This is a genomic window from Streptomyces sp. NBC_00989, from assembly GCF_045162655.1.
GTDB lineage: Bacteria > Actinomycetota > Actinomycetes > Streptomycetales > Streptomycetaceae > Streptomyces.
On record NZ_CP108728.1, the window covers coordinates 5,392,465 to 5,419,280 of the forward strand.

The 26,816-nt window shown below is 69.9% G+C and carries 20 protein-coding genes and 2 pseudogenes; 13 read left to right on the top strand and 9 right to left on the bottom strand.

Going from position 1 to position 26,816, the window contains the following annotated elements:
* Positions 1-247: 247 nt before the first annotated feature.
* Together OG714_RS23565 and OG714_RS23570 are read right to left on the bottom strand one after the other, a co-directional pair.
* Positions 248-1,108, bottom strand: a complete 861-nt coding sequence (locus OG714_RS23565) for a type II secretion system F family protein (RefSeq protein WP_406123809.1) — start codon at positions 1,106-1,108, stop codon at positions 248-250.
* A gap of 62 nt (positions 1,109-1,170) precedes the next feature.
* A pseudogene (locus tag OG714_RS23570) lies at positions 1,171-1,479 on the bottom strand (secretion protein); the annotation flags it as partial.
* 65 nt (positions 1,480-1,544) lie between these two features.
* Here OG714_RS23570 and OG714_RS23575 point away from each other — a divergent pair.
* The 3 genes from OG714_RS23575 to OG714_RS23585 all read left to right on the top strand — a co-directional run bounded on the left by OG714_RS23575 (position 1,545) and on the right by OG714_RS23585 (position 6,150).
* A complete protein-coding gene (locus tag OG714_RS23575; RefSeq protein ID WP_406123811.1) occupies positions 1,545-2,843 on the top strand; it encodes a tyrosine-type recombinase/integrase in 1,299 nt (432 codons plus the stop codon).
* Positions 2,844-2,950: 107 nt separating this feature from the next.
* Positions 2,951-5,308, top strand: coding sequence for a site-specific integrase (locus OG714_RS23580; RefSeq protein WP_331732332.1), 2,358 nt, complete (start codon positions 2,951-2,953; stop codon positions 5,306-5,308).
* A 251-nt stretch (positions 5,309-5,559) separates the two neighbouring features.
* A complete protein-coding gene (locus OG714_RS23585; protein ID WP_331732329.1) occupies positions 5,560-6,150 on the top strand; it encodes a hypothetical protein in 591 nt (196 codons plus the stop codon).
* Between the two features lie 98 nt (positions 6,151-6,248).
* On the opposite strand, the pseudogene OG714_RS23590 reads toward OG714_RS23585, so the two are convergent.
* Positions 6,249-7,289, bottom strand: a pseudogene (locus tag OG714_RS23590) (TadA family conjugal transfer-associated ATPase); the annotation flags it as partial.
* Entirely contained in the window at positions 7,286-8,389 is a 1,104-nt protein-coding gene (gene ssd / locus OG714_RS23595) for a septum site-determining protein Ssd (protein ID WP_406123813.1), read from the bottom strand. The pseudogene OG714_RS23590 and the gene ssd, both read right to left, overlap by 4 nt.
* Before the next feature lie 586 nt (positions 8,390-8,975).
* On the opposite strand from ssd, the gene OG714_RS23600 reads away from it, so the two are divergent.
* Entirely contained in the window at positions 8,976-9,818 is an 843-nt protein-coding gene (locus OG714_RS23600; protein WP_406123814.1) for an HAD family hydrolase, read from the top strand.
* Between the two features lie 337 nt (positions 9,819-10,155).
* Here OG714_RS23600 and OG714_RS23605 read toward each other — a convergent pair whose 3' ends face one another.
* The gene (locus OG714_RS23605; RefSeq protein ID WP_406123816.1) at positions 10,156-10,980 is read right to left on the bottom strand and encodes an oxidoreductase; all 825 of its coding nucleotides are present in this window, start codon (positions 10,978-10,980) and stop codon (positions 10,156-10,158) included.
* Between the two features lie 101 nt (positions 10,981-11,081).
* On the opposite strand from OG714_RS23605, the gene OG714_RS23610 reads away from it, so the two are divergent.
* On the top strand, positions 11,082-12,062 hold the full coding sequence (locus OG714_RS23610; RefSeq protein WP_406123818.1) for an ATP-binding protein: 981 nt from the start codon (positions 11,082-11,084) through the stop codon (positions 12,060-12,062).
* 21 nt (positions 12,063-12,083) lie between these two features.
* On the opposite strand, the gene OG714_RS23615 is transcribed toward OG714_RS23610, so the two are convergent.
* Complete coding sequence (locus tag OG714_RS23615) at positions 12,084-13,355, bottom strand: hypothetical protein (protein WP_406123820.1); 1,272 nt, start codon at positions 13,353-13,355, stop codon at positions 12,084-12,086.
* Between the two features lie 335 nt (positions 13,356-13,690).
* Here OG714_RS23615 and OG714_RS23620 point away from each other — a divergent pair, with 335 nt between their 5' ends.
* The 6 genes from OG714_RS23620 (at position 13,691) to OG714_RS23645 (ending at position 21,829) form a co-directional block, all read left to right on the top strand.
* Complete coding sequence (locus tag OG714_RS23620) at positions 13,691-16,228, top strand: bifunctional SulP family inorganic anion transporter/carbonic anhydrase (RefSeq protein WP_406123821.1); 2,538 nt, start codon at positions 13,691-13,693, stop codon at positions 16,226-16,228.
* A gap of 125 nt (positions 16,229-16,353) precedes the next feature.
* Positions 16,354-18,357: an acetate--CoA ligase gene (gene acs, locus OG714_RS23625; RefSeq protein ID WP_406131919.1), complete on the top strand. Its 2,004-nt coding sequence runs from the start codon at positions 16,354-16,356 to the stop codon at positions 18,355-18,357.
* A gap of 219 nt (positions 18,358-18,576) precedes the next feature.
* Positions 18,577-20,013 (top strand): Na+/H+ antiporter NhaA, encoded by a 1,437-nt coding sequence (gene nhaA, locus OG714_RS23630; protein WP_406123823.1) that lies wholly within the window; start codon positions 18,577-18,579, stop codon positions 20,011-20,013.
* A gap of 43 nt (positions 20,014-20,056) precedes the next feature.
* Positions 20,057-20,542, top strand: coding sequence for a phage holin family protein (locus tag OG714_RS23635; RefSeq protein WP_033286992.1), 486 nt, complete (start codon positions 20,057-20,059; stop codon positions 20,540-20,542).
* Positions 20,539-21,489, top strand: coding sequence for an alpha/beta fold hydrolase (locus OG714_RS23640; RefSeq protein ID WP_406123824.1), 951 nt, complete (start codon positions 20,539-20,541; stop codon positions 21,487-21,489). Before OG714_RS23635 ends, OG714_RS23640 begins: the two co-directional genes overlap by 4 nt.
* A gap of 160 nt (positions 21,490-21,649) precedes the next feature.
* Positions 21,650-21,829 carry a hypothetical protein gene (locus tag OG714_RS23645; protein WP_078623198.1) on the top strand — a complete coding sequence of 60 codons (180 nt, stop codon included), beginning with the start codon at positions 21,650-21,652 and terminating at the stop codon, positions 21,827-21,829.
* A gap of 29 nt (positions 21,830-21,858) precedes the next feature.
* Here the strand turns inward: OG714_RS23645 and OG714_RS23650 are convergent, their stop codons facing one another.
* The 3 genes from OG714_RS23650 to nth form a co-directional block, all read right to left on the bottom strand.
* Positions 21,859-23,058 carry a MarP family serine protease gene (locus OG714_RS23650; RefSeq protein WP_406123826.1) on the bottom strand — a complete coding sequence of 400 codons (1,200 nt, stop codon included), beginning with the start codon at positions 23,056-23,058 and terminating at the stop codon, positions 21,859-21,861.
* A 13-nt stretch (positions 23,059-23,071) separates the two neighbouring features.
* Entirely contained in the window at positions 23,072-23,761 is a 690-nt protein-coding gene (locus OG714_RS23655) for an NUDIX hydrolase (RefSeq protein WP_406123827.1), read from the bottom strand.
* Positions 23,762-23,845: 84 nt separating this feature from the next.
* Entirely contained in the window at positions 23,846-24,769 is a 924-nt protein-coding gene (nth, locus tag OG714_RS23660) for an endonuclease III (RefSeq protein WP_406123829.1), read from the bottom strand.
* A gap of 207 nt (positions 24,770-24,976) precedes the next feature.
* Between nth and OG714_RS23665 the strand changes: the two genes are divergently transcribed.
* Positions 24,977-25,651, top strand: coding sequence for a Crp/Fnr family transcriptional regulator (locus OG714_RS23665; protein ID WP_019063754.1), 675 nt, complete (start codon positions 24,977-24,979; stop codon positions 25,649-25,651).
* Between the two features lie 73 nt (positions 25,652-25,724).
* Positions 25,725-26,771, top strand: a complete 1,047-nt coding sequence (locus OG714_RS23670; RefSeq protein WP_406123831.1) for a PQQ-binding-like beta-propeller repeat protein — start codon at positions 25,725-25,727, stop codon at positions 26,769-26,771.
* Positions 26,772-26,816 lie beyond the last annotated feature (45 nt).

A 26,816-nucleotide genomic window follows, 5' to 3' on the forward strand; every position in this document is an offset into this window, starting at 1 on the left:
GAGCCCTGATGCCCTTGGGGCGCGGGGCTGTATCGATATGCGGCTCCGCCGCGCGGGCGCGACCAGCCCCACACACCCGCACCCCGCCCTCCGCCCACCCCAGCCCCCTTAGGGGCGCGGGGCTGTATCGATATGCGGCTCGGCCGCGCGGTCACGCCCAGCCCTCACCCACCCGCACCCCGCACACAACCGAAACCCCCCACCCCCAACCCGACGACCACCGCTCCCGCGCTCACCCCACCCCCGCTCACGCCGCCTCCACCCCCCGCACGATCCGCAGCGCCCACCACAACCCCAAGCCCTCCAGCAACCCCCCGACCACCAGGCACCCGAACCCCGCCCCGCTGTGCAGCAGCACCCGCAGCGGATCGGCGCCCATCGCCGCGCCCAGCAGCAACCCGAGGACCGGCAACCCGGCGAGCATCACCGCGGTGGCCCGCGCCCCCGCCAACTGGGCACGGAGGTCGGCCCGTTGGTCCCGGTCGGCACGCAACGCCCCTTCGAGCCGGTCGAGTCCCGCCGCAAGCCCGGCGCCCTGATCCACGGCGACCCGCCAGCACGCGGCCAGCCCCAACAGCCCCTCCGCACCCGGTTGCCGTGCCGCCGAGGTGAGCGCACCCGGCACATCCCCGCCGAACCGCGCCGCCGCCAACACCCCGGCCTGCGCCTCACCGAGCCCGCCGGAGTCACCCGCCGCCCGCAACAACGCCTCCCCCGGCTGCCGCCCGGCGCGCACCTCGCCGGCGAGCGCCGAGCACAGCGCGATCACCGCGTCGCCGCGCACCTCCCGCGCCCGTCGCGCCTCCCCGGCCAGCCGCACCCGCCGTAGCAACGGCACCCCGACCGCCCCCGCGACGACCGGAACCACCGAGGCCCCCAGCACCGCCAGCACCAGCCCGGCGCCCAGCGACCACCATTCGGCCCGCAACCGCCCTCGGAGCAGCCGCAGTTCACCGACGGCTCGCTCCCATGAGGGCGGCCCGGCGCCCACCGTCCCCCCGCCCGCGAACAACAACTCCGCCCGCCGAGACCCGGATTGCCACCCGCCCGTCAGCCAGACCAGGCCCCCGACACACACCGCGGCCACCCCGACCGACATCTCATCCATCCCCACAGCCCTCTCCGCTCCCGTTCGCTGTCACTGCCACCCGTCCCGCACACCGGAGTTCGTCACCCACGCTCCTGACCCCCGTCACCCCCGCCCCGAATCAGCTCCCGCAACCGCTCCCACCCCCGCTCGTACGCGAACGCCTCCACCCCCCACCGCAGCGCCGGCACCGTCCGGACCAGCCCCGACGGGTCCCGCTCCAGGACATGGACCTCGGCGATCCGTCGCCGCCCGGCGCGGTCCCGTACGAGATGCAGGACCACCGACAGGGCTGCCGCCAACTGGCTGTGCAGCGCGGCCCGGTCGAGGCCGGCGGCCGTACCCAGGGCCTCCAGGCGGGCCGGTACATCGCCCGCGGCGTTCGCGTGGACTGCCTGTTGACTGAACTAAGTACGTAGTTTTCGCAGGTCAGATGCTGTTCTGCTAGCTTCCCGGCATGCTTGATCGAACCGGTCCCAAGAGGGACTTGGTGAACCTCGTTGTGCCACAGATAGGCAGGCTTGAGGAGACGGGGAGGGCGGAGGAGCCGTACAGGCTGCTCGATCCTTCGGACGTCCTCGTTGAGCCGGTGGCGGAGTGGTTCGCCGAATTACAGGCGGCCTCGAAGCCGCCGACCACGATCCGGTCGTACGGCATGGACCTGCTGCGTTGGTACAGGTTCCTGTGGACGCTGGAGATCTCGTGGGACAAGGCGGCCCGAGTCGATGCACGGGACTTCACCCGATGGCTCCAACTCGCCGACAAACCAGTGCGGTTGCACTGGCGCTACCAGAAGTACGGGATACCTCCGGAAGGGATCCCACGGCAGAGCCGGCCGGACCGCGGGACCTCGAACGCGCTCACGGGCAAGTCCGGTCCGGGCACCAAGTACGCGCCGACGACCAGGGCCCACAGCGAGACGGTGATCCGGAACTTCTACGACTTCCACTGCGATGAGGGCGGCGCCGGACCGCTGCTCAACCCTTTCCCCCTGGACCGGTCCCGTCGCTCCCGCAAGGTCCAGGCGGCGGCTCGGCCGAACGCTCATCGCAGCCCGATGGAGGTGTTCCAGGAGGAACGCAAGGGCCGCTACCGTCCGACCGTTCCCAAGCGGATCCCGAAGCGGATTCCCGACGAGCTGTTCAACGCCCTGTTCGCCGCGCTGAACCACAACCGGGATCGGGCCCTGCTGGCCTTCTGGGTCTCCACCGGGGTCCGGGCCGAGGAACTCCTCACCAGCAAGTCAAAGGACGCTCACCCGGGCCAGCAGCTGATCGGTGTGATCAGGAAGGGCACCCGCGAGTACCAGGAAGTCCCCGCCTCCACGGACGCGTTCGTCTGGCTTCGCCTGGCCCAGGAGGAGGCCTGGCGTCAGGGGGTGCCCCGGGGCCGCAACCACACCTTGTGGTGGACATTGAGGAAACCCTGGCGCCCGCTGAATTACCACGCTGCCAGGGCGATGTTCACCCGGGCCAATGAACTCCTCGGATCGAACTGGACCCTTCACGACCTGCGGCACACCGCCGCCTACCGCATGGCCCGCGATCCCGAGTTGTCGCTGGCCGACGTCCAGTGGGTCCTCAATCATGCGCATCTGTCCACGACGGAGATTTACCTGGCGGCCAGCCAGGACGAGATCATCGAGCAGCTGCTCGCCCATCACGCCCGCCGGGCTGCCGGGAAGCTCCCTGCACCGCGGCCGCCGGCACCCGGCTACAACGCGGCGAGCCTTGACGTCCTGTTCGGACGGTCATGACGAGTACGCGAGTTCTGGTGGAAGTGCCAGCTCAAGCACCCGTTCTGGCCTTTCACGGATCGCTCCACCGGGCCCTGCAGAAGACCTACCCTCCACGGTCCGTCCCGGTGACCTGGGCCAAGACCGCGGTCAGCTCCTACCTGGCCCTCGACGGGCTGAACGAACTGTTCAAGGACATCCCGAAGCAGACGCGCTACATGCGATGGCACGGAGCTCGCAACGTCCTGCGATGGCTTGAGCAGTTCGAGGGCGAGACCTGGCAGGAACGCTGGCTCAACTGTCCTTTGGACAAGAACTTCACTGTCGGCCTGCCCGAGCTTGAAGCCTGGGTCCGGCAGCACGTGGGCCCAGTTGCCGATGGTGTTCTTCGATCCGGAATCCTCGGGCTGGCCTGCGCCGATGTGATCCGCCCCGCTCCTGCCTGGCTGCTGACCCGTCGTTCGCGCCACATGCGCCAGATCGTGGCCCAGCACCGTGATCCGGACGGTTTCGCCGCTCTGGAGGCTGGGGCCGCTCCCGGCGTCTGGGACGCCAAGCTCGGGCTCCAGGCCCGAAATCAGATCGCCACGATCGTCCTGGCCAAGGGCGGCAAGGTCCGCGACATCACCGTCGGAGACTGCCTGGAACTCCGGGAGATCGAGATCGAGGTCCTGACGCACAACAGCGGCCGGACGCTGTTCTACCTCTGGCTCAAGGATCTGGAAGTTCTTCCGCCGGACTCGCCGGCCACCCTCCGCTCCTTCCGCCAGCGGTCCGGACAGGTCAGCGTCGAAGAGTTGGTGGACCGCTACCAGTTGCAGTGCCGTCCGGTCCGCGACCTGATCGTGGACTACATCACCGAGCGCCAACCCGCCCTGGACTACACGTCGTTGGAAGGGCTGTCGCGCAACCTCGCCCAGCTGTTTTGGGCAGACCTTGAGCGCCACCACCCCGGGATCGACTCCCTTCGCCTCCCGAAGAGTGTCGCGACCGCCTGGAAGGACCGCATCCGCACCAAGAAACGCCGCAAGCGGCAGCCGGACGGCAGCTACATCGAGATCACCGCTGAACGGCAGAGCGCGATCTCGGTTCTGAACATTGTCCGGGCCTTCTACCTCGACATAGCCCAGTGGGCAGCCGAGGAGCCGGGTCGCTGGGGTCCCTGGGTGACCCCCAGTCCCATCAAGGACTCCGAGCTTTCCCACAAGAAGCACGCCAAGCGGCAGAAGGCGAAGGCCGACCAGCGCACCCGGGAGCGGCTTCCTGTCCTGCCCGCCCTCGTCGAAGCCGCCGACCGGCAGCTCAAGGAGGCGCGGATGCGACACGAGGCGGCTCTTGAGGCGGCTCCCGGGGCGGAGTTCACCGTTCTCGGGGAGACCTACACCCGCGTCCTGCATCCTCGTTGGGCCGACGGCGTCCCCGCCACCAGCGCCTACGACGTGGAGGGCCGACGATGCACGCTCGGTTATTCCGAGAACCGGGCCTTCTGGGCCTGGGCGACCGTGGAGTTCCTCCGTCACACCGGCGTTCGTATCGAAGAGATGCTCGAGGTCAGCCACCACAGCATCACTCAGTACACACTGCCCGACACCGGTGAGGTCGTCCCGCTCCTGCAGATCGCCCCGTCCAAGACCGATCAGGAACGACTTCTGCTGGTCAGCCCCGAACTCGCCGATGTCCTCAGTGCCATTGTCTGCCGCGTCCGCAACGCCTCCGGGACGGTCCCGCTGGTCCGCACCTACGACCGCGGCGAGAGGATCTGGAGTCCGCCCATACCCCTGCTGTTCCAGTGGCGCACAGGGGGCCAGGACCGGCCGATCTCCGAGAGCCTGATCCGCCGGGCCCTCGACGAGACGCTTGAGTTCGCCGGCTTGACCGACAACACCGGCCAGCCGCTCGGCTACCAGCCCCACGACTTCCGAAGGATCTTCATCACCGACGCCATCATGAACGGCCTGCCGCCGCACATCGCGCAGATCATCGCCGGCCACGACGATATTTCAACCACCATGCGTTACAAGGCGATCTACCCGACGGAGGCCATCGAGGCCCACCGCGCGTTCATTGCCCGGCGCCGGGCAACCCGTCCGAGCGAGGAGTACCGCACCCCGACCGACGAGGAATGGAACGAGTTCCTGGGCCACTTCGAGCTCCGGAAGCTCTCCCTCGGCACCTGCGGAAGGGCCTTCGGGACCGCATGCATCCACGAACACGCATGCATCCGCTGCCCCATGCTCCGTGTCGACCCGGCGCAGAAACCTCGACTGATCGAGATCAGGAACAACCTCCGTGATCGGATCGCAGAAGCCGAACACGAGGGCTGGCTCGGCGAGATCGAGGGGCTCAAGGTCAGTCTCGCCAAGGCCGACGACAAACTCGTCCAGCTCGACGTCGAGAGGGCCCGTCGGTCGACCGTCGTCGAACTCGGGATGCCGACTTTCAGTCAGATAGCAGCCCGAACAGTCCAGGGAGTTTCCCGGAGTTGACGCCCAAGACTCTCGGAAAACCCCACCTCACAGGCGGTTTGGGCATCCGTGCTAGCGGAACGGGATCTTGTCTGGTATCTTACGGGGTTAGGCAGCAAGCGCCTGCCTCTCGCTTGATCGGACTCCCCCACGCGGGGTCCGTGATGACGGCCAAGGGTCCAAGACTCGCGCAAGGTCTTCTCGTCGTTCAACGCGCGCATGTGCGTTCTCCGGGCGGGGAGCGTGGGTCCACGCCGAGGGAAGAGTTGAACATGACGGAAAATAAGGCCCTCAAGAAGGCCATCCGCGAGCGCATGTCGGAAACCGGCGAGTCCTACACCGAGGCCCGCCGGGCCGTGCTCGCCGAGCACCGGGCCGCCCCCACCACCGAGGTCGGCGCCGATCGTATTCAGCGTGATGACCTTTCTGCGCAGAACGATGCGCAGGCGGTCTCACCGCAGTCGACCCCTGATCAGGTGGTCCGGTTCCAGCCGCTGGCCGATTCAATCAACACGCAGATGCGTTCGGCGCAACCCCTCGCAGAGGCATACGCGAGGCTGGCCGCCTCCATCACCGAGCCGATCCGTCGCGCGGTGATGCAGAACGCGAGGGTCCCGGTCGTGCCGGCGTTCCAGTTCCCGGACCTCGCCGCCTCGGTCTCCGAGCCGATCCGTCGCGCGATGGCGGAGAACGTGAGGGTCTCGGTCCTGCCGGCGCTTCAACTCCAGGAACTGGCCGCCTCGGTCACCGAGCCGATTCGTCGCGCGATGGAGAACACGAGGGTCGCGACCGAGTCGGCGCGCCAGCTGCAGGAACTGGTGAACCGCTCCTACCTCGGCACCATTGCCGGGCGCAGCAACTAAGTCACGACCCGCATAACGGCTCCGGCGATCACGCCGGAGCCGTTTCTCTATGAGGTGCTGGCAGAGCGTCTGCCAGCACCTCTTCTTAGTTCAGAGAAGGTCCCGCACCCGCCTTCATGGCCCGTGTTGAGGGCGGCGAGGAGGTGGACACACTCCGGGCCCCGCACCTCGCCGACGACCAGCCGGTCCGGCCGCATCCGGAGTGCCTGGCGGACCAGGTCCTGGAGTGTGACGAGCCCGGCGCCCTCCTGGTTGGCGGGTCTGCTCTCCAGCCGTACGACGTGCGGATGGTCCGGCTTCAACTCCGCCGAGTCCTCTGCCAGCACGATCCGCTCACCCGGTCCGACAAGCCCGAGCAGCGCGCTCAGCAGCGTCGTCTTGCCGCTGCCGGTACCGCCGCTGATCAGGAACGAGAGCCGTGCCTCGATCAGCGCCCGCAGGATGCGGTCCCCGCCCGGCGGCACCGTGCCCGCCTTGACCAACTCGTCCAGCGTGAACGCGCGCGGTCGTACGACACGCAGCGACAGGCAGGTGCAGCCGACGGCGACCGGGGGCAGCACGGCGTGCAGGCGGGTGCCGTCGGGCAGCCGGGCGTCGGCCCAGGGGCGGGCGTCGTCCAGTCGGCGTCCGGCCACCGCGGCCAGGCGCTGCGCGAGGCGTCGTACGGCTGCCGCGTCCGGGAAGGAGACGGTGGTCAGCTCAAGGCCGCCGCCCCGGTCGACCCAGACCCGGTCCGGGGCCGACACGAGAACGTCGGTCACCGAGGGGTCGGCGAGCAGCGACTCCAGCGGGCCGCTGCCCACCAGTTCGGACCGCAACTGCTCCGCCGCGCCCAAGACTTCGGCATCCCCCAGCACCCGCCCCTGCTCCCGCAACGCCTGCGCCACGCGCGCGGGCGTCGGCTCACCCCCGCTCTCGGCCAGCCACCGCCGCACCCCGTCGAGCAACCCCGGCTCGCCGCTCACCCCGGCCCCACCCGAGGCCCATCGGTCCGAAGCGCCCGCCCTCTTCACCGGGGCACCTGCCGAACCGGCGTCCCCGAAGGAAGCCGCCCTCGGCGCACCCGCCGAACCGCCCGTCCCGGCAAGCCCAGGCACCCCGCTCCCCACACTCCCGGTACGCCCCGCCAACCCCCTCATACGCCACCCACCTCGACCAACGCCCGCTCCAGGAACTCCCGGCAGAACCGCGCCAACGGCCCCCTCCCCGCCGTCCCTGGCGGCGACTTGCCCTCGTGCGGCCGCAACAGCCCCGATTCGACCGGCACTTCACCGGCCAGCGGCAGTCCGAGGAGGCGGGACACCTCCCGGTCGTCAAGGCCGGGGGCGTACGGCCCGCGTACGGCCACGCGCAGGTCGCGCAGGACCATGCCGACGGCGGACGCCACCCGTCCGGCCGCCGCCACGGCGCGGAGTTCGGCGGGGACCACCAGGAGGCCCACGTCGAGCTGGGCGAGGGCCTCGGCGACCCCGTCGTCGAGGCGGCGGGGCAGGTCGACCACGACCGTGCCGCCGCGCCTCCTGGCCGCGGCGAGCACCGCCCGTACCGCCTGGGGCGGGATGGCGACGCAGTCGCCGCGGTCCCAGCTGAGCACCCGGAGCGAGTGGAGCTCAGGGAGGGACTCCTCCAGGGCGCCGCCGCCGACCCGGCCACGCGAGGCGGCGAACGCGGGCCAGCGCAGGCCCTCCGCCGTCTCGCCGCCGAGGAGTACATCGAGTCCGCCGCCCAGCGGATCCGCGTCCACCAGGAGCGTGCGCAGCCCCTCACGCGCGGAGGTGACGGCGAGGGCGCACGCGAGCGTGGACGCTCCGGCCCCGCCGCGGCCGCCGATCACGCCCACGGTGAGCGCGGGGCGGCCGACGCCCTCCGCCACGTCGGCGATGCGGTCGACCAGCCACTGCTCGCCGTCGGGCAGCATCAGGACGTGGTCGGCGCCGATCTCGACGGCCCGCCGCCAGACCCCCGAGTCGTCCTGGTCCCGGCCGACGAGCACCACCCCGCGTCGGCGGGCGGCCCCGCGCACCCGCCGGGCCGCGTCATCGCCGACCAGGACGAGCGGCGCCGTCTCCCAGCCGCCCCGGCGCTCCGGCACCCCGTGGTGGACCTCAGGCGTCGCGCCGGCCGCCGCGCACAGGCGCAGTAGGTCGTCGAGGAGCTCGGCGTCCTCAGTGACGATCAGCGGTCCGCCCTGTCGCCCTCCGGCGGCGTGCGGCGGATCGTGTGTGACGGTTCCGGCCATGTTTTCCATCCCCCATCGCTGTGTCTCTCGCGTCACGTCTGCGGCTCCGCGATTTCCAAAGGTGTGGAGAACCGGCACCCGGCCCTCCATATGCACGGCCGACAGAAACCGGCCAAACGCGTCCGACAAACGGAACGGGCCTTGAACTCGCCGCGAGCGAGGACGCGTTGGAATCACGGTGCGGGCATCGCGGAAATCGTGTGGATCTTGGTCCAAAACTGTGGACAACTCAGGGCCTGTGAATATCGCCTTCACCCATACCGGTGACCCCTGTACTGGCCTCTGTACGAGTTCCCCAGCGCAGCACGCCGACTACACACGGTGACGAGCCCTGGGCATGAAAAAGAGGCGGCATCAGCCGCCTCGGGTTGGCCTCACGACCACGTACAGGGAGGGAAAACGCGTCCGGACATGCGACGACCCCCACCGGGGGGGAGAGTGGGGGTCGCCTTCACGGCCGACTCGGGGGGGGGAGGAGCCGGACCGCGTTAGCACGGTCGCGAACGATCCGTGACTTCCATGGTGTACCCGAGAGGCCTCTCAGGCAAACCCACGCGCCTCACCTTACGCCGAATGGGCTGCGCCTATGCTCTGGGTTGTGGAAAACCACTCCTTGCCCCGCACAGCAGCCTTCTTTGACCTGGACAAGACGGTCATTGCGAAGTCGAGCACGCTCACCTTCGGCAAGTCCTTCTACCAAGGCGGACTGATCAACCGCAGGGCCGCCCTGCGGACCGCCTATGCGCAGTTCGTCTTCCTCACCGGTGGCGCCGACCACGACCAGATGGAGCGGATGCGCAAGTACCTGTCCGCACTCTGCCGCGGCTGGAACGTCCAGCAGGTCAAGGAGATCGTCGCCGAGACGCTGCACGACCTGATCGACCCGATCATCTACGACGAGGCGGCCTCCCTCATCGAGGAGCACCACACCGCCGGCCGCGACGTCGTGATCGTCTCCACGTCGGGCGCCGAGGTGGTCGAGCCGATCGGTGAACTCCTGGGCGCGGACCGGGTGGTGGCGACCCGCATGGTCGTGGGCGACGACGGCTGCTTCACCGGCGAGGTGGAGTACTACGCATACGGCCCGACCAAGGCCGAGGCGATCAAGGAGCTGGCGCAGTCCGAGGGGTACGACCTCGAGCGCTGCTACGCCTACAGCGACTCGGCGACCGATGTTCCGATGCTCGAGTCCGTGGGCCACCCCTATGCCGTGAACCCGGACCGCACGCTGCGCCGCGAGGCACTCGCGCGCGGGTGGCCGATTCTGGACTTCAACCGCCCGGTCCGGCTCAAGCAGCGGCTGCCCGCACTCTCCGTACCGCCCCGCCCGGCGCTGGTCGTGGCCGCGGCCGTGGGTGCGGCGGCGGCCACGGCGGGGCTCGTCTGGTACGCGAGCCGACGCAGGGCGGCGACCGTTTACGCCGGTTAGTGAGCCTTTGAACGTAAAAGTAAAGAAGCGCGGCCAGGGGTTCCGCTTCCCCCAGGGCTGGAGTACAAAGGATTCAACGGCCCGCGAGACCAAGGACATCCGAAAGGATCACCTTAATAACGCATTTGGCCCACGGACCGCGCATGAACACCGAGCACCCACGCGACGTCGACCCGTCGATTACGGGCCAGCCGCACCAGGTGACGGGCACTGTTCCCGACCTGATGGGCAATATTTCGAGGACGCTTGGTAACCCGGTGGACCATGCCAGCGGCGGTACGAATCCTCGTACCGCCGCAACCCTTTGTCAGGCCCTCCGTAGAGGGCCATTTTCATGTCAGGCGACCCCGCGCTGAAGCGCCTCGCACACCGCCGTCGACTCGCGCGCCCCCAACTCGACCGCCCTGCCGCAGTGCGAGATCCAGGCGGCCATGCCCTCCGGGGTGCCGGACACGTAACCGTCCAGCGCCGCCAGGTAGGCCGCGCGCCCCAGTTCGGCGTGGCCGACCTCCGCCGGGCACACGGACTTCGGGTCGAGGCCGCTGCCGATGAGGACGATCCGCTCGGCGGTGCGCGCGACCAGGCCGTTGTGGGAGGTGAAGGGGCGCAGCGCGAGCAGCTCGCCGTGCACGACGGCGGCGGTCACCAGCGCCGGTGCCGAGCCGCCCGCGATGATCAGGTCCGCGAGTCCGTCCAGGCGCCCGGACACCTCGGCCGCGCCCGGCAGGGGCAGTTCGACGAGCGGCTCCTCGACCAACTCCCCCTGTTGTCGCGGCCGGCCGATCGTGTCGTCGTTGCTCGCGGCCGCCACCAGGTGCAGCCTGGCGAGGACCCGGAGGGGCGACTGCCGCCAGATGGACAGCAGTTGGCCCGCCTCGGCGGACAGCCGGAGGGCCGCGCCCATGGTGCGCGCCTCCGCGTCGCCGCTGAAGTCGGTGCGCCGACGCACCTCTTCGAGTGCCCAGTCGGCCCCGGACAGCGCGGCCGAGCCCCGCGCGCCGCGCAGTGCGGCCTCGGCGGTGAGCTCGTTGCTGCGGCGCCGCATGACGCGGTGCCCGTAGACCCGGTCCACGGCCTTGCGCATGGACTCGACGGACTCGGCCACTCCGGGCAGTGTGCCCAGGGCCGCGAGCGGATCGGCGGTCGCACCTGTCGTACTCATGAGTACGACAGTAGCCATCCCAGGGGCGCGCCCCACGATTGAGTGGTCTTCTTCACGCACACCTGCCACGTACAGCTATGACGCGACTACGCTTCGTGAACATGAAAATTGCTTTCGTCGGGAAGGGCGGCAGCGGGAAGACCACCCTGTCCTCCCTGTTCGTCCGCCACCTCGCGGCCACCGCCCAACCGGTCGTCGCCGTCGACGCGGACATCAACCAGCACCTGGGCCCCGCACTCGGCCTGGACGAGTCCGAGGCCGCCGCACTGCCCGCACTCGGCGAGCACCTCCCCCTGATCAAGGACTACCTGCGCGGCACCAACCCGCGCATCACCTCCGCCGACACGATGATCAAGACCACCCCGCCCGGCGAGGGCTCCCGGCTGCTGCGGGTGCGCGAGAACAATCCGGTCTACGACGCCTGCGCGCGACCGGTGGAACTCGACGGCGGCGCCGTCCGTTTGATGGTCACGGGCCCCTTCACGGACGCCGACCTGGGGGTCTCCTGCTACCACTCCAAGACGGGAGCGGTGGAGCTGTGCCTGAACCACCTGGTGGACGGGCGCGACGAGTTCGTCGTGGTGGACATGACGGCGGGCTCGGACTCCTTCGCCTCCGGCATGTTCACCCGCTTCGACATCACGTTCCTGGTGGCCGAGCCGACCCGGAAGGGGGTCTCCGTCTATCGCCAGTACAAGGAGTACGCCCGCGACTACGGGGTCGTCCTGAAGGTCGTCGGCAACAAGGTGCGGGACCAGGGCGACCACGACTTCCTCCGCGCCGAAGTCGGGGACGACCTGCTCGTGACGGTGGGGCACTCGGACTGGGTGCGCGCCATGGAGAAGGGCCGGCCGCCCCGGTTCGAGCTCCTGGAGGACGCCAACCGCCGCGCCCTGCGCCTGCTGGAGATCGCCGCCGACGCCACGTACGAACTGCGTGACTGGGAGCGCTACACGCGTCAGACGGTGCACTTCCACCTGAAGAACGCGCAGAGTTGGGGCAACGAGCGCACGGGGGCCGACCTGGCCGCGCAGGTCGACCCCGGGTTCGTGCTCGACGAGAGCGTCACCGCCACGGTGTGAGGCGCGCCCCTTGTCGATCGTCTACTGCTTGACCGCCGGCGCCCCGGGGACGCCCTTCGGGGCCGGGGCGGGGTGGCCGGTCAGGAAGGACGTCCAGCCCGGCTTCGGCGCCTCGCCGACATTCAGGGTGCGCAGCTTGGCCAGGGTCTGCGGGTCCTGGGCGTCCAGCCAGTCGGACAGCTGACGGAACGACACGCAGCGCACCTCGGACTTGTTGCAGACCTTCTCGATGACCTCGTCGAGGGCACGCATGTACGTGCCGCCGTTCCAGGACTCGAAGTGGTTGCCGATGACCAGGGGCGCACGGTTGCCGTCGTAGGCGCGGTCGAAGCCCTTGAGCAGGCCGTCACGCATCTCGTCGCCCCACTGGTCGAACTTGTCGGGGTCGCCCTGGGTCTGCGTGCCGGACTGGTTGACCATGAAGTTGTAGTCCATGGTCAGCTGCTCGTAGGTGTGGCCGGGGAAGGGGACGAGCTGCATGGACAGGTCCCACAGCCCCTCCTTCTTCTTGGGCCAGATCTGGTCGTTGACCCCGCTGGTGTCGTAGCGGAAGCCCAACTGGCTCGCCGCCTTCATGAAGTTGGCCTGGCCCTCCAGGCAGGGCGTGCGGGCGCCGACGAGTTCCTTGTCGTAGTCGAAGGGCAGTGAAGACGCCTTCTTCATCCCGGAGTTGGTCTTCCAGGTCTTCACGAACTGCTTCGCCTGGGCGATCTCGCTCTTCCACTCGGCGACCGACCACTCGCCGACCCCGCCGTTCTTGCCGCAGAAGTGACCGTTGAAGTGGGTGCCGATCTCGTTGCCCTCCAGCCACGCCAGGCGCAGCTGCTTCACGGTGTCGGCGATGCCCTGCTCGTCGTTGAAGCCGATGTCCGAGCTGCCGGGCGAGTGCTCCGGGGGCTTGTAGAGGTCGCGCTTGTCCTCCGGCAGCATGTACACGCCGCTGAGGAAGTACGTCATGTTCGCGTGGTTGGCCTTGGAGACCTTGCGGAAGTGGGAGAACAGCTTCTGGCTGTCCTCGCCGGCGCCGTCGAAGGAGAAGACCACGAACTGCGGGGGCTTCTGGCCGGGCTTGAGCCGCTCGGGTCTGGGCAGGTGCGGCTGGGCCCCGGTGTACGACGTGGAGCCGTCCCCGATCAGGCGGACTCCGCTCTTGGGTGCCGGGGCGGGCGCCGCCTTGCGCGGACCGTGCGCTCCCTGCGGGGAACCGTTGTCACCGATCGCGCAACCGGCGAGCGACGCGGCACAGGCCGCGGCGATCACGGCGCCCGCGGTGATCCTCTGGGTGGCGGCCATGTCCGCCCACCTTCTTCCTTCGTTCGGACCGACGCCGATCAGGGCGTTTTCTGGTGATGCGCCGGGAATCCCGGCAGCGCCGCCAAGGTCGCATGGGGCCGAAGGTGGGATTAGTACGACAAGCCGATGAAATTTCCAGTTCACTCTCCGAGGTGACTTATTCGCCCATTTGCCCGCAAAGTCTATGCTTGACCTTTACTCTGCATTACGATCCATTTACCGAGCGTTGAGATATCCCGCCGCTGCACGCCGTGACCCACGGCCGCGACCGACCCCCGCCATCGACGGGGACCACCAGTTACGCGACCGCGCTGCCCCGGAGGAGACGGGAAGACATGTCAGCCTGCGTACCCACCCGCGCCACCGACTCGACTGCCAACGCGCATCGGACGAAGCGCGTCCACCCACCCCACAGCCCGCCGCCACCCCCGCGCCACCGCTTCCGTATCGCGGGCGCCGATGTGTCGGCCTCCATCGCGGTCTTCCTGATCGCCCTCCCCCTGTCCCTCGGCATCGCCCTCGCCACCGGCGCGCCCCTCCAGGCCGGCCTGGTCGCCGCCGCCGCGGGCGGACTGGTCGCCGGCCTGCTCGGCGGCTGCCCTCTCCAGGTCAGCGGCCCGGCCGCCGGACTCACCGTGGTCACCGCCGACCTGATCCACCGCTACGGATGGCGTACGACCTGCGCGGTCACCGTCCTCGCCGGACTCGCCCAACTCGCCCTGGGCTGCGTGCGCGTGGCCCGCACCGCGCTCGCCGTCAGCCCCGCGATCGTGCACGGCATGCTCGCCGGCATCGGTGTCACCATCGCCGTCGCCCAGCTGCACATCGTGCTGGGCGGCACCCCACAGAGCTCGGTCCTCGCCAACCTCCGCGCGCTGCCCGCCCAGTTGGCCGACCTGCACCCCGCCGACGTGGCGATGAGCGTGCTGACGCTGGCCCTTCTCCTGCTGTGGCCGCGCGTCCCCGGCCGGCTCGGGCATCTGATGCGCAAGATCCCGGCCGCGCTCGTCGCCGTCGCCGGAGCCACCCTCACCGCCTCCCTCGCCGGGCTGAGCCTGGCCAAGGTCGACCTTCCGTCCTGGAGCAGCCACGCGCTGGCCGGACTCCCCGAGGGCCCGGTGCTCGGCATCGCCGCCGCCGTCCTCACCACCACCCTGGTGTGCAGCGTGCAGTCACTGCTCGGCGCGGTCGCCGTGGACAAGCTGGTCGCCGGGCAGCCCGGGCTCTCCGCCCACGTCAGCCGCTCCGACCTGAACCGCGAACTGCTGGGCCAGGGCGCCGCCAACATCGTCTCCGGCGCACTCGGCGGACTGCCGGTCGCGGGCGTGGCCGTACGGAGTTCGGCGAATGTGCAAGCCGGTGCCGTGAGCCGGAACTCCACGATGCTGCACGGCGTTCTCGTAGTGATCGCCGCGCTGCTGATGGTCCCGGTGCTGGAGCTGATTCCCCTCGCTTCGCTCGCCGCACTCGTGATGGCCGTCGGCATCCAGATGGTGTCCCTGCACCACATCCGCACGGTGACCCGCCACCGCGAAGTGCTGGTCTACGCCGTCACCACCCTCGGCGTGGTCTTCCTCGGTGTCCTGGAGGGCGTGCTCCTCGGGGTCACCGTGGCCGTCGCCGTCGCCCTCAACCGCCTGGCCCACACCCGCATCACGCACGACGAGAAGGAAGGAGTCCATCACGTACACGTCCGGGGGCAGTTGACGTTCCTCGCGGTGCCGCGGCTCAGCCGCACCCTGCATCTCGTACCTCAAGGCACCCACGTCGTCGTGGAGTTGGACGGTTCGTTCATGGACCACGCGGCGTACGAGTCACTGCAGGACTGGCAGAACGCGCACACCGCGCGCGGAGGCTCCGCCGAACTGACCGGGCGGCGTACGGGAGTTCGTGACGCCGAGCCGGGCCGCACCGGGAGTGGCGCGACACCGGCCGACACCGCGACCGGCGCGACGAGCGGCACGACGACCGAGGCTTCGGCCCGCACCACGGCCAAGGCTCCGGCCGGCGAGCCGACGACGTCGACCGCCTGCCGCTGCCACCCCTGGACGCCCTGGCGCAACCACCAGTGCGACCACCCGCAGTCCGCCCCGCCGAGCGGGCACCCGGGCGAGCCCACGGACCGTCCCGCACCCGACACCGCCGCCACACCGGACGGCACCGGCAAGGACACCGGGGCCGGCACCGGCACCAACCCCGGCCCCGGCGGTCACCAACTGGCCCGTGGCATCAGCGCGTTCCAGCGCAACACCGCGCCGCTCGTGCGGGGTGAACTGGCGCGGCTGGCCAAGGAAGGGCAGCGGCCTTCACAGCTCTTCCTGACCTGTGCCGACTCGCGGCTCGTGACCTCGATGATCACCTCCAGTGGTCCAGGCGACCTGTTCGTCGTGCGGAACGTGGGCAACCTCGTGCCGCCGCCCGGCGAGGAGAGCGGGGACGACTCGGTGGCCGCAGCGATCGAGTACGCGGTGGACGTGCTGCGCGTTAGATCGATCACGGTGTGCGGGCACTCGGGGTGCGGGGCCATGCAGGCGCTGCTCAACTCCGAGCCGGGGGGCGCCCAGACGCCGCTCAAGCGGTGGCTGCGGCACGGGCTGCCGAGCCTGGAGCGGATGGCCGACGACAGCCGGCCCTGGGCGCGGCTCACCGGAAGGGCGCCCGCCGACGCCGTAGAGCAGCTGTGTCTGACCAATGTGGTGCAGCAGTTGGAGCATCTGCGGGGGCATGAGTCGGTGGCTCGGGCCTTGCGGGAGGGGGCGTTGGAACTGCACGGGATGTACTTCCATGTCGGTGAGGCGCAGGCGTACTTGCTGACCGAGGAGGAGGGGGACCAGTTCTTCGACGGAGTGGGGGTGGCGGATCTGTCGGCCTGAACCTTGTTCACCCGGCGTCCGTGGGTACGAACGACCCCCGTCACGCGCATCGCCCAGCGGGTCCGATGACAGGTCTAAACCAATATTTCGGCGACCCTTGTCATCGGACCCCCGGGTCTGATGAGCTGGCCCGGGACACAACGGACACCCTGGGAAAGGCAGATGCCGTGAGCAACGAAAGCCTGGCCAACCTGTTGCGCGAGGAGCGCAGGTTCGCACCCCCCGCCGAGCTGGCGGCGAACGCCAATGTCACGGCGGAGGCGTATGAGCAGGCCAAGGCTGACCGGCTCGGCTTCTGGGCCGCGCAGGCCCGCCGCCTGAGCTGGGCGAAGGAGCCGAGCGAGACGCTGGACTGGTCGAACCCGCCGTTCGCCAAGTGGTTCAAGGACGGCTCGCTCAACGTGGCGTACAACTGCGTGGACCGGCATGTCGAGGCGGGCAACGGCGATCGCGTCGCCATCCACTTCGAGGGCGAGCCCGGCGACAGCCGCGCGATCACCTACGCCGAGCTGAAGGACGAGGTCTCCAAGGCCGCGAACGCCCTGCTGGAGCTGGGAGTTCGGAAGGGCGACCGGGTCGCCGTCTACATGCCGATGATCCCGGAGACCGCGGTCGCGATGCTGGCCTGCGCGCGCATCGGCGCCGCGCACTCGGTCGTGTTCGGCGGTTTCTCGGCGGACGCGCTCGCGACCCGCATCCAGGACGCGGACGCCAAGGTCGTCATCACCACGGACGGCGGCTGGCGGCGCGGCAAGCCGTCCGCGCTCAAGCCGGCCGTGGACGACGCGGTCGACCGCGCGGACAGCGGCGTCGAGCACGTGCTCGTGGTCCGCCGTACGGGCCAGGACGTCGCGTGGAACGACGGGCGGGACGTGTGGTGGCACGAGATCGTCGACCGGCAGTCGGCGGAGCACATGCCCGAGGCGTTCGAGGCGGAGCAGCCGCTGTTCATCCTCTACACCTCGGGTACTACGGGTAAGCCCAAGGGCATCCTGCACACCTCCGGCGGCTACCTCACCCAGGCCGCGTACACCCACCACGCGGTCTTCGACCTCAAGCCGGAGACCGACGTCTACTGGTGCACGGCCGACGTCGGCTGGGTCACCGGTCACTCGTACATCGTCTACGGCCCGCTCGCGAACGGCGCGACGCAGGTCATGTACGAGGGCACCCCCGACACCCCGCACCAGGGCCGCTTCTGGGAGATCGTCCAGAAGTACGGGGTGACGATCCTGTACACGGCGCCGACCGCGATCCGTACGTTCATGAAGTGGGGCGACGACATCCCCGCGAAGTTCGACCTCAGCAGCCTGCGCATCCTGGGGTCCGTCGGTGAGCCGATCAACCCCGAGGCGTGGATCTGGTACCGCAAGCACATCGGCGCCGACCGGACCCCGATCGTGGACACCTGGTGGCAGACCGAGACCGGCGCGATGATGATCTCGCCGCTGCCGGGCGTGACGCAGACCAAGCCCGGTTCCGCGCAGACCCCGCTGCCCGGCATCTCCGCGACGGTCGTCGATGACGAGGCCAACGAGGTCCCGAACGGCGGCGGCGGTTACCTGGTCCTGACCGAGCCGTGGCCGTCGATGCTCCGCACGATCTGGGGCGACGACCAGCGGTTCCTCGACACGTACTGGTCGCGGTTCCCGGGCAAGTACTTCGCCGGTGACGGCGCGAAGAAGGACGACGACGGCGACATCTGGCTGCTCGGCCGCGTGGACGACGTGATGCTCGTGTCCGGGCACAACATCTCCACCACCGAGGTCGAGTCGGCGCTCGTCTCCCACCCCGCCGTCGCCGAGGCCGCCGTGGTCGGCGCGGCCGACGAGACGACCGGTCAGGCGATCGTCGCCTTCGTCATCCTGCGCGGCACGGCGAACGCCGAGGACGAGAACCTCGTCGCCGACCTGCGCAACCACGTCGGCACCGTCCTCGGCCCGATCGCCAAGCCCAAGCGGATCCTCCCGGTGGCCGAGCTGCCGAAGACCCGCTCCGGCAAGATCATGCGCCGCCTGCTGCGGGACGTGGCGGAGAACAGGCAGCTCGGGGACGTCACGACCCTGACCGACTCGACCGTCATGACCCTCATCCAGGACAAGCTCCCGGCCGCGCCCAGCGAGGACTGACCAGGACAGCGGACTGACCTGCGCATACGACGACGAAGGGCGCCCGGCGGCGAACATGCCGGGCGCCCTTTTTGCGCCTAACGTGAAACGCGTCGGACGCATCCCGCCGCACCCTGGGTAAGGTATGCAGAGCGTCAAGAACGCGCCAAGATCGTCTAGGTGTGCCGGGAAGTCTGGTCGGCAAGTGCTCCGCGCTGCCCACCGACCGGAGGTCTCCCCGTGACCGCGCCCCGCCCCACCGCCACCCGCAAAGTGCTCGGACGGCTGTCCCTGCCCGAGCGGAACTTCGTCGCGGACGCGCTGCGCACCGAGACCGTCGGCGGTGTCCTTCTCCTGATCGCCGCCGTCACCGCGCTGATCTGGGCCAACGTCCCCGCCCTGCACGACAGCTACGAGAGCGTCAGCCACTACCACCTCGGCCCCGGCGCCCTCGGCCTGCACCTCTCGGTCGCCCACTGGGCCGCCGACGGCCTCCTCGCCGTCTTCTTCTTCGTCGCCGGCATCGAGCTCAAGCGCGAACTCGTCGCCGGTGACCTGCGCGACCCCAAGGCCGCCGCCCTGCCCGTCGTGGCGGCCCTGTGCGGGATGGCCGTACCGGCACTCGTCTACACGCTGACGAACCTCACCGGCGGCGGCTCCCTCCAGGGCTGGGCGGTGCCGACCGCCACCGACATCGCCTTCGCGCTCGCCGTCCTCGCGGTCATCGGCACCTCCCTGCCGAGCGCGCTGCGCGCCTTCCTGCTCACCCTCGCCGTCGTCGACGACCTCTTCGCGATCCTGATCATCGCGGTCTTCTTCACCGCCGGCATCGACTTCGTGGCGCTCGCCGGGGCGGCCGTGGGCCTGGCCGTCTTCTGGCTGCTGCTGCGCAAGGGCGTGCGCGGCTGGTACGTCTACGTCCCGCTCGCGCTCGTGATCTGGGCGCTGATGTACAACAGCGGCGTCCACGCCACCATCGCCGGTGTCGCGATGGGCCTGATGCTGCGCTGCACCACCCGCGAGGACGAAAAGCACTCCCCCGGCGAGCACGTCGAACATCTCGTACGGCCCCTGTCGGCGGGCCTCGCGGTGCCGCTGTTCGCGCTGTTCAGCGCGGGGGTCGCCATCTCCGGCGGCGCGCTGGGCGACGTGTTCACGAAGCCCGAGACCCTCGGCGTGGTCCTCGGACTCGTCGTCGGCAAGGCGGTCGGCATCTTCGGCGGGACCTGGCTGACGGCCCGTTTCACCCGGGCCTCGCTCAGCGACGACCTCGCCTGGCCGGACGTGTTCGCGGTCGCCTCGCTGGCCGGCATCGGCTTCACCGTGTCACTGCTCATCGGGGAACTCGCGTTCGACGGCGACCAGTTGCTCACCGACGAGGTCAAGGCGGCCGTCCTCGTCGGCTCCGTCATAGCGGCCCTCGGCGCGACCGTGTTGCTCAAGCTGCGCAACGCCAGGTACCGCAGGATGTACGAGGACGAGGAGCGCGACGAAGATCTCGACGGCATCCCCGACGTCTACGAGCAGGACGACCCGGCGTACCACCTGCGCATGGCCGAACTCCACGACCGCAAGGCCGCCGAGCACCGCAGGCTCGCCGAGGTGAAGGCCGCCGAGCGACGCGGGCTTGCCGAAGTGGCGGGCGGGGCAGGCGAGGACAACGACGGTCCGGCATGATCTGACCAGACGGTACAAACACATGCAGATGAGGGAGTACGCGATGAGCGCACCCGACGGCAGCCCGGTCGGCGCCGAACGCAGCATCGGCCAGCTGTTCGCCTCGGCGACGACCGAGATGTCCGCGCTGGTGCACGACGAGATCGCGCTGGCGAAGGCGCAGCTCAAGCAGGACGTCAAGCGCGGTGTCGCGGGCGGCGGCGCGTTCACGGTCGCGGCAGTGGTTCTGCTGTTCTCCCTGCCGATGCTCAACTTCGCGCTGGCGTACGGCATTCGGACGTGGAGCGGCTGGAACATGGCGCTCTGCTTCCTGCTCTCCTTCGCCGCGAACGTGCTCGTCGCGGTCGTCCTCGCGCTGGTGGGCGTGCTCTTCTTTAAGAAGGCCGCGAAGAGCAAGGGCCCGCAGAAGGTGGCCGCTTCGGTCAAGGAGACCGCGGGCGTCCTGGGCAACGCCAAGCCGCATCCCCGCGCGGCGATCGAGGACCGTGTCCCCGAAGCCATCGAGGCTGTGGCACGCTCGTCCTCATGACGGACCCCGCCAATCCTTGGGCGCAACCTGCTTCGGTCGTACGGCTCGACATTCCCGGCGGGCGCGAGGTGACCCACCGGGATGTCGCGGCCAACGGCGCCCGCTTCCACATCGCGGAGGTGGGCGACGGGCCGCTGGTGCTGCTGCTGCACGGCTTCCCCCAGTTCTGGTGGACCTGGCGGCACCAGCTCGGCGCGCTGGCCGACGCCGGGTTCCGGGCCGTCGCCATGGACCTGCGGGGCGTCGGCGGCAGCGACCGCACCCCGCGCGGCTACGACCCGGCCAACCTCGCCCTCGACATCACCGGCGTGATCCGCTCCCTCGGCGAGCCGGACGCCGCGCTCGTCGGGCACGACCTCGGCGGCTATCTCGCGTGGACGGCCGCCGCGATGCGCCCCAAGCTGGTGCGCCGGCTCGCCGTCTCCTCGATGCCGCACCCCCGGCGCTGGCGCTCGGCGATGCTCTCCGACGTCAGGCAGTCGACCGCGAGTTCCTACATCTGGGGGTTCCAGCGGCCCTGGATCCCCGAGCGGCAACTCCTCGCCGAGGACGCCGAGTTGGTGGGCAAGCTGATCCGGGACTGGTCCGGCGCGAGCCTGCCCGACGACGAGGCGGTCGAGGCGTACCGGCGGGCGATGCTGATCCCGTCGACCGCGCACTGCTCGATCGAGCCGTACCGCTGGATGGTGCGGTCGATGGCACGCCCGGACGGCATCCAGTTCAACCGGCGCATGAAGCGCCCGGTGCGGGTTCCGACGCTGCATCTGCACGGCTCGCTCGACCCGGTGCTGCGCACCCGCAGCGCGGCCGGTTCCGGGGAGTACGTCGAAGCGCCGTACCGCTGGCGGCTGTTCGACGGTCTCGGGCACTTCCCGCACGAGGAGGACCCGGTGGCCTTCTCGACCGAACTGGTCAACTGGCTCAAGGACCCCGAACCCGATCGTTGACCGACGGGTGACCCATGCATGACCGATGCGTGACCGGTCCGCTGCGCCCGGTATCCGGATATGAACACCTGTCCTACGAACGGCTACTTGCCTCGCGCATAGGCCAATTGGGGCCCCAAGGGGTGGTTATCGACCTTGGGGCAGGGGCAGACGGAGGGGTATGGGCTGGACGCACGACTACAGTGACGCAGCACGCAACCGCCGCTCGGACCACGGTCTGAGCTCCCACCAACGAGGCGCCCCGCAACTCCAGGGCACAGACCTCAGGGTGGGGATCCCGCGCATTCTGCGCCGCCGGGCCCGCTGGGTCTCGGTACGGCTGCGTCATCCTCGAGGCTGACGCAGCCCCCCCCTTTTAAGAAGCCGGGCTCACAGCGCGCAACTGTCGCTGTCCACCTGCTCGTTGGCACTGCGCCCCTTGACGATGTCCGCCTGGATCTCGTCCGCGGTGAGCGCGTACCCGGTGTCGGGGTCGTCGAGGGACTTCGCGAAGACCACGCCGTACACCTTGCCCTCGGGCGTGAGCAGCGGGCCGCCGGAGTTGCCCTGGCGGACGGTCGCGTAGAGGGAATACACATCGCGGCGGACCGTGCCGCGGTGGTAGATGTCCGGGCCGTTGGCCGTGATGCGGCCACGCACGCGTGCGGCACGGACGTCGTACGACCCGTTCTCCGGGAAGCCGGCGACGATCGCGCTGTTGCCGCTCACCGCGTCCTTGGTCGCGAACTGCAGGGAGCGCGCCTTCAGGTCGGGTACGTCGAGTACGGCGATGTCGCGGTGCCAGTCGTAGAGGACGACCTTGGCGTCGTACTTCCGGCCCTGGCCGCCTATCTGGACGGTGGGTTCGTCCACGCCGCCGACGACGTGCGCGTTGGTCATGACGCGGCGGTCGCCGAAGACGAAGCCGCTGCCCTCCAGGACCTTGCCGCAACTCTGGGCCGTGCCCATGACCTTGACGATGGACTGCTGGGCGCGGGTGGCGACCGCGCTGGAGGCGAGGGCCGGGTCGGGTGGCTGGACGTCGTTGATCGGCTCGTTCGCGAACGGGCTGAAGACCTGCGGGAAGCCGTTCTGCGCGAGGACCGAGGAGAAGTCCGCGAACCAGGTGTCGGCCTGCGCGGGCAGCGCCCGGGAGACCCCGAGCAGCACCTTGGAGCTGCGGACCTCCTTGCCGAGCGTCGGCAGGGTGGTGCCGGCCAGCGCGGAGCCGATCAGCCAGGCGACCAGGAGCATCGCGAGGACGTTGACGAGGGCGCCGCCGGTCGCGTCCAGGGCGCGGGCCGGGGACCAGGTGATGTACCGGCGCAGCTTGTTGCCCAGGTGGGTGGTCAGGGCCTGGCCGACGGAGGCGCAGACAATGACGATGATGACCGCGACGACGGCCGCGGTGGTGCTGACCTCCGACTTCTCGGTCAGCGCGTCCCAGATCACGGGCAGCGTGTAGACGGCGACGAGACCGCCGCCCAGGAACCCGATCACCGACAGGATGCCGACGACGAACCCCTGGCGATAGCCCACGATCGCGAACCACACGGCGGCGACCAGCAACAGGATGTCCAGCACATTCACGACGGACACCTTGTCATGACCGCCAGTCGAGAGGGACCTGCTTCTCGCGGTCCCAGGGGCGCTCCCAACCGGAGTAGTGCAGCAGGCGGTCGATGACTCCGGCCGTGAAGCCCCAGACGAGGGTCGATTCGACCAGAAATGCCGGACCCAGGAAGCCGCTGGGGTGCGTGACGGTGACCCTGTTGGCCGGATCCGTGAGATCCGCCACGGGGACCGTGAACACGCGTGCCGTCTCGTTCGGATCGACCACCCCGACCGGTGTCGGCTCGCGCCACCAGCCCAGCACCGGTGTCACCACGAAGCCGCTCACCGGGATGTACAGCTTGGGCAGCACCCCGAAGAGCTGCACTCCGGCCGGGTCGAGCCCGGTCTCCTCCTCGGCCTCGCGGAGAGCGGCCCGCAAGGGCCCGTCGCCCGTCGGATCACCGTCCTCGGGGTCGAGGGCACCACCGGGGAAGGACGGCTGACCGGCATGCGACCGGAGCGAACTCGACCGCTCCATGAGCAGCAACTCGGGCCCCTGATCGCCCTCCCCGAAGAGGATCAGCACCGCCGACTGCCGCCCCGCCCCGTCCTCCGGCGGCAGGAACCGGCTCAACTGGAGCGGCTCGACCGTCTCCACGGCGTGCACCACCGGATCGAGCCAGCCGGGCAGCCCCTCCTTGCTGAGCACCACACCCTGGGTATTGCTCGCGTGTGTCATCCCCCACCCCCGTTCCCACTGATCAACGCCCGATACCTCCGAGATCGTTCCGTCATCCGGCCCTCGATGTCCTGCCGGTTCCCGTCACGCCGATCCCAGCGGCGGCGCCGGTTTGCCGCCCGCGTCCAGATAGGCCTGCGGCGGGTTCAGACGCTGGCCCGGATAGCCGCCCTTCTCGTACTTGAGCAGCTTCTTCGCCTTCTCCGGGTCGGTCTCGCCCTCGCCGTACGCCGGGCAGAGCGGGGCGATGGGGCAGGCGCCGCAGGCGGGCTTGCGGGCATGGCAGATCCGGCGGCCGTGGAAGATCACGTGGTGGGACAGCATCGTCCAGTCGCTCTTCGGGAAGAGCGCTCCCACGGCGGCCTCGATCTTGTCGGGCTCGGTCGCCTCGGTCCACTTCCAGCGCCGTACGAGCCGCTGGAAGTGCGTGTCCACGGTGATGCCGGGCCGCCCGAAGGCGTTGCCGAGCACCACGAAGGCGGTCTTGCGGCCCACACCGGGCAGCTTGACGAGATCTTCGAGCCGGCCGGGAACCTCGCCGCCGAAGTCGGCCACCAGGGCCTTGGAGAGCCCTATCACCGACTTGGTCTTGGCCCGGAAGAACCCGGTCGGGCGGAGGATCTCCTCGACCGCCTCCGGGTCGGCGACGGCCAGGTCCTCGGGGGTCGGGTACTTGGCGAACAGGGCCGGCGTCGTCTGATTGACCCTCAGGTCGGTCGTCTGGGCGGACAGGACCGTGGCGACGACGAGCTGGAAGGGGTTCTCGAAGTCGAGTTCCGGGTGGGCGTACGGATAGATCTCGGCCAGTTCGCGATTGATGCGGCGGGCACGGCGGACGAGGGCGGTGTGCGATTCGCTCTTCACGCCGGCCACCACTTTTGCCCCCTTTGTCGCTTTCCTGCCGCCACCCTTGCCGCCGTCAGGGCCCTGTTCGCCCACAGCGGAATCACGAGGTACAACCATCCGCCCAGCCCCCTTGGCCTGTGCTCTCACCGGCGATTTGGACACCCGGCCAGCCTAGAGCCCGCCACTGACATCCGCCCCGGACCCCGAAGATCAGCCCCCAATTGGACCCCTGCCGCTTACCTCGGGACACCAGTGCGGCATCCTTGTGACAGATCACACTGTTTGGACGGTCCAGCAAAATGGGGAGCACGGTCCCCTGGTACCAAGGGGGAGCACCATCCCCTGAGCAGGTCGACAAGGAGAGAACTCGTGGACGACGTTCTGCGGCGCGCCCCGCTCTTCGCGGCGCTCGATGACGATCAGGCCGCGGAGCTGCGCGCCTCCATGAGTGAGGTGACCCTCGCGCGCGGGGACTCGCTCTTTCACGAGGGTGACCCGGGCGACCGGCTCTACGTGGTCACCGAGGGCAAGGTGAAGCTCCACCGCACCTCCCCGGACGGCCGCGAGAACATGCTGGCCGTCCTCGGCCCCGGCGAGCTGATCGGCGAGCTGTCGCTGTTCGACCCGGGCCCGCGTACGGCGACCGCCAGCGCGCTGACCGAGGTCAAGCTGCTCGGCCTCGGCCACGGCGACCTCCAGCCCTGGCTGAGCGCCCGCCCCGAGGTGGCCTCCGCGCTGCTGCGCGCGGTCGCCCGCCGGCTGCGCAAGACCAACGACGCGATGTCCGACCTGGTCTTCTCGGACGTCCCCGGCCGCGTGGCCCGCGCCCTGCTGGACCTCTCCCGCCGCTTCGGCGTGCAGTCCGAGGAGGGCATCCACGTGGTGCACGACCTCACCCAGGAGGAGCTGGCCCAGCTGGTCGGCGCGTCCCGCGAGACGGTCAACAAGGCGCTCGCGGACTTCGCGGGCCGCGGCTGGCTGCGCCTGGAGGCCCGCGCGGTGATCCTGCTGGACGTGGAGCGGCTGGCGAAGCGCTCGCGCTAGCCACAGCATTTCGTACGACTTCGAAGGGCCCTGCTCGTACGGCGGGGCCCTTCGCGTATCGCCAGGGGTGGGGATGTACGAGGACAAGGCGTCGGATCCGGGCTGGAAACACTCCTGGTGGCGAAGATCGGCGCGCCGGCTGTGGAGAACGCCCGACGAGAAGGGCGACCTCGGCGGAAAACCGCTGGGCCTGTGGCTGACGGACGACACCGTCGTCATCGCCCGCGCCGACGGGGTGCGGGCCTTCCGGGCCACCACGGGCGAACCGCGGTGGACCTGGCGGCCGCCGGGCGAGCAGGTCGTCGGCATGGTGTCCGCCGACGCCGAGAGCGGCGTGGGGGTGGTGATGCACTACGACGACGACCGGCGCCGGGACATGAGACGGGTCGGCCTCACCTCGCTGGCGGTGGCCACGGGCGAGGTCGTACGGCGCCGCAAGCAGGACACGGCCCCGCTGGGTCACATACCGTCCAAGGTCGCCCTCGGCGGCGGTCTCCTCGCGACGGCCGGCGAGTCCTGGAAGGACGGGGAGGCGCGGCCGGTGATGCGCGCCCTCGACGTGGACACGGGCGAGGTCCGTTGGAAACACGAACTCACCGACCCGCGCGTGGAGAGCGCGTCCGTGATCAGCGCCCGTCCCTTCGTGGCCGCCCTGAGGACGCGCGGCGTGCGCGGCCGGCACAGTCTCCTGGTCCTGGGCGACGGCGGGACGGGGGCCGTGACGCTTGCCCTCCCGGAGGGGTACGAGCGGTTCGGCGAGCAGGTCGCCGTGGCCGGTGACGTCCTGGTGGTGGGCCTGGTCCCCAAGGACAGGGCCGAGCTGGACCGAGGCAACCGGCTCGGGGCGTACTCCGTCTCCTCCGGGGAGCTCCTGTGGGAGTGGCACGGCAAGGAGACGTACCAGGACGGCGTCCTCGCCCACCGGGGCCGGCTGCTGGTCGTGCACGAGTACGGCGGCCGCCTCAGCGTGCTCGACCCCGCCGACGGCAGCGTGGTGGCCCGGCGCAGGCTGCCCGGCACCGCGTTCGACTCGCTCGTCGCCGCGTCCGGCGACCTGGTGGCGGTGGGCTGCGAGGCCGGCGACTACAGCCACGGGTTACGGGTGTTCCGCTGGAGGTGACCCCCGTCCGCCGCCCGTAAATGCACTCTCCGGGGACCCGTCTCC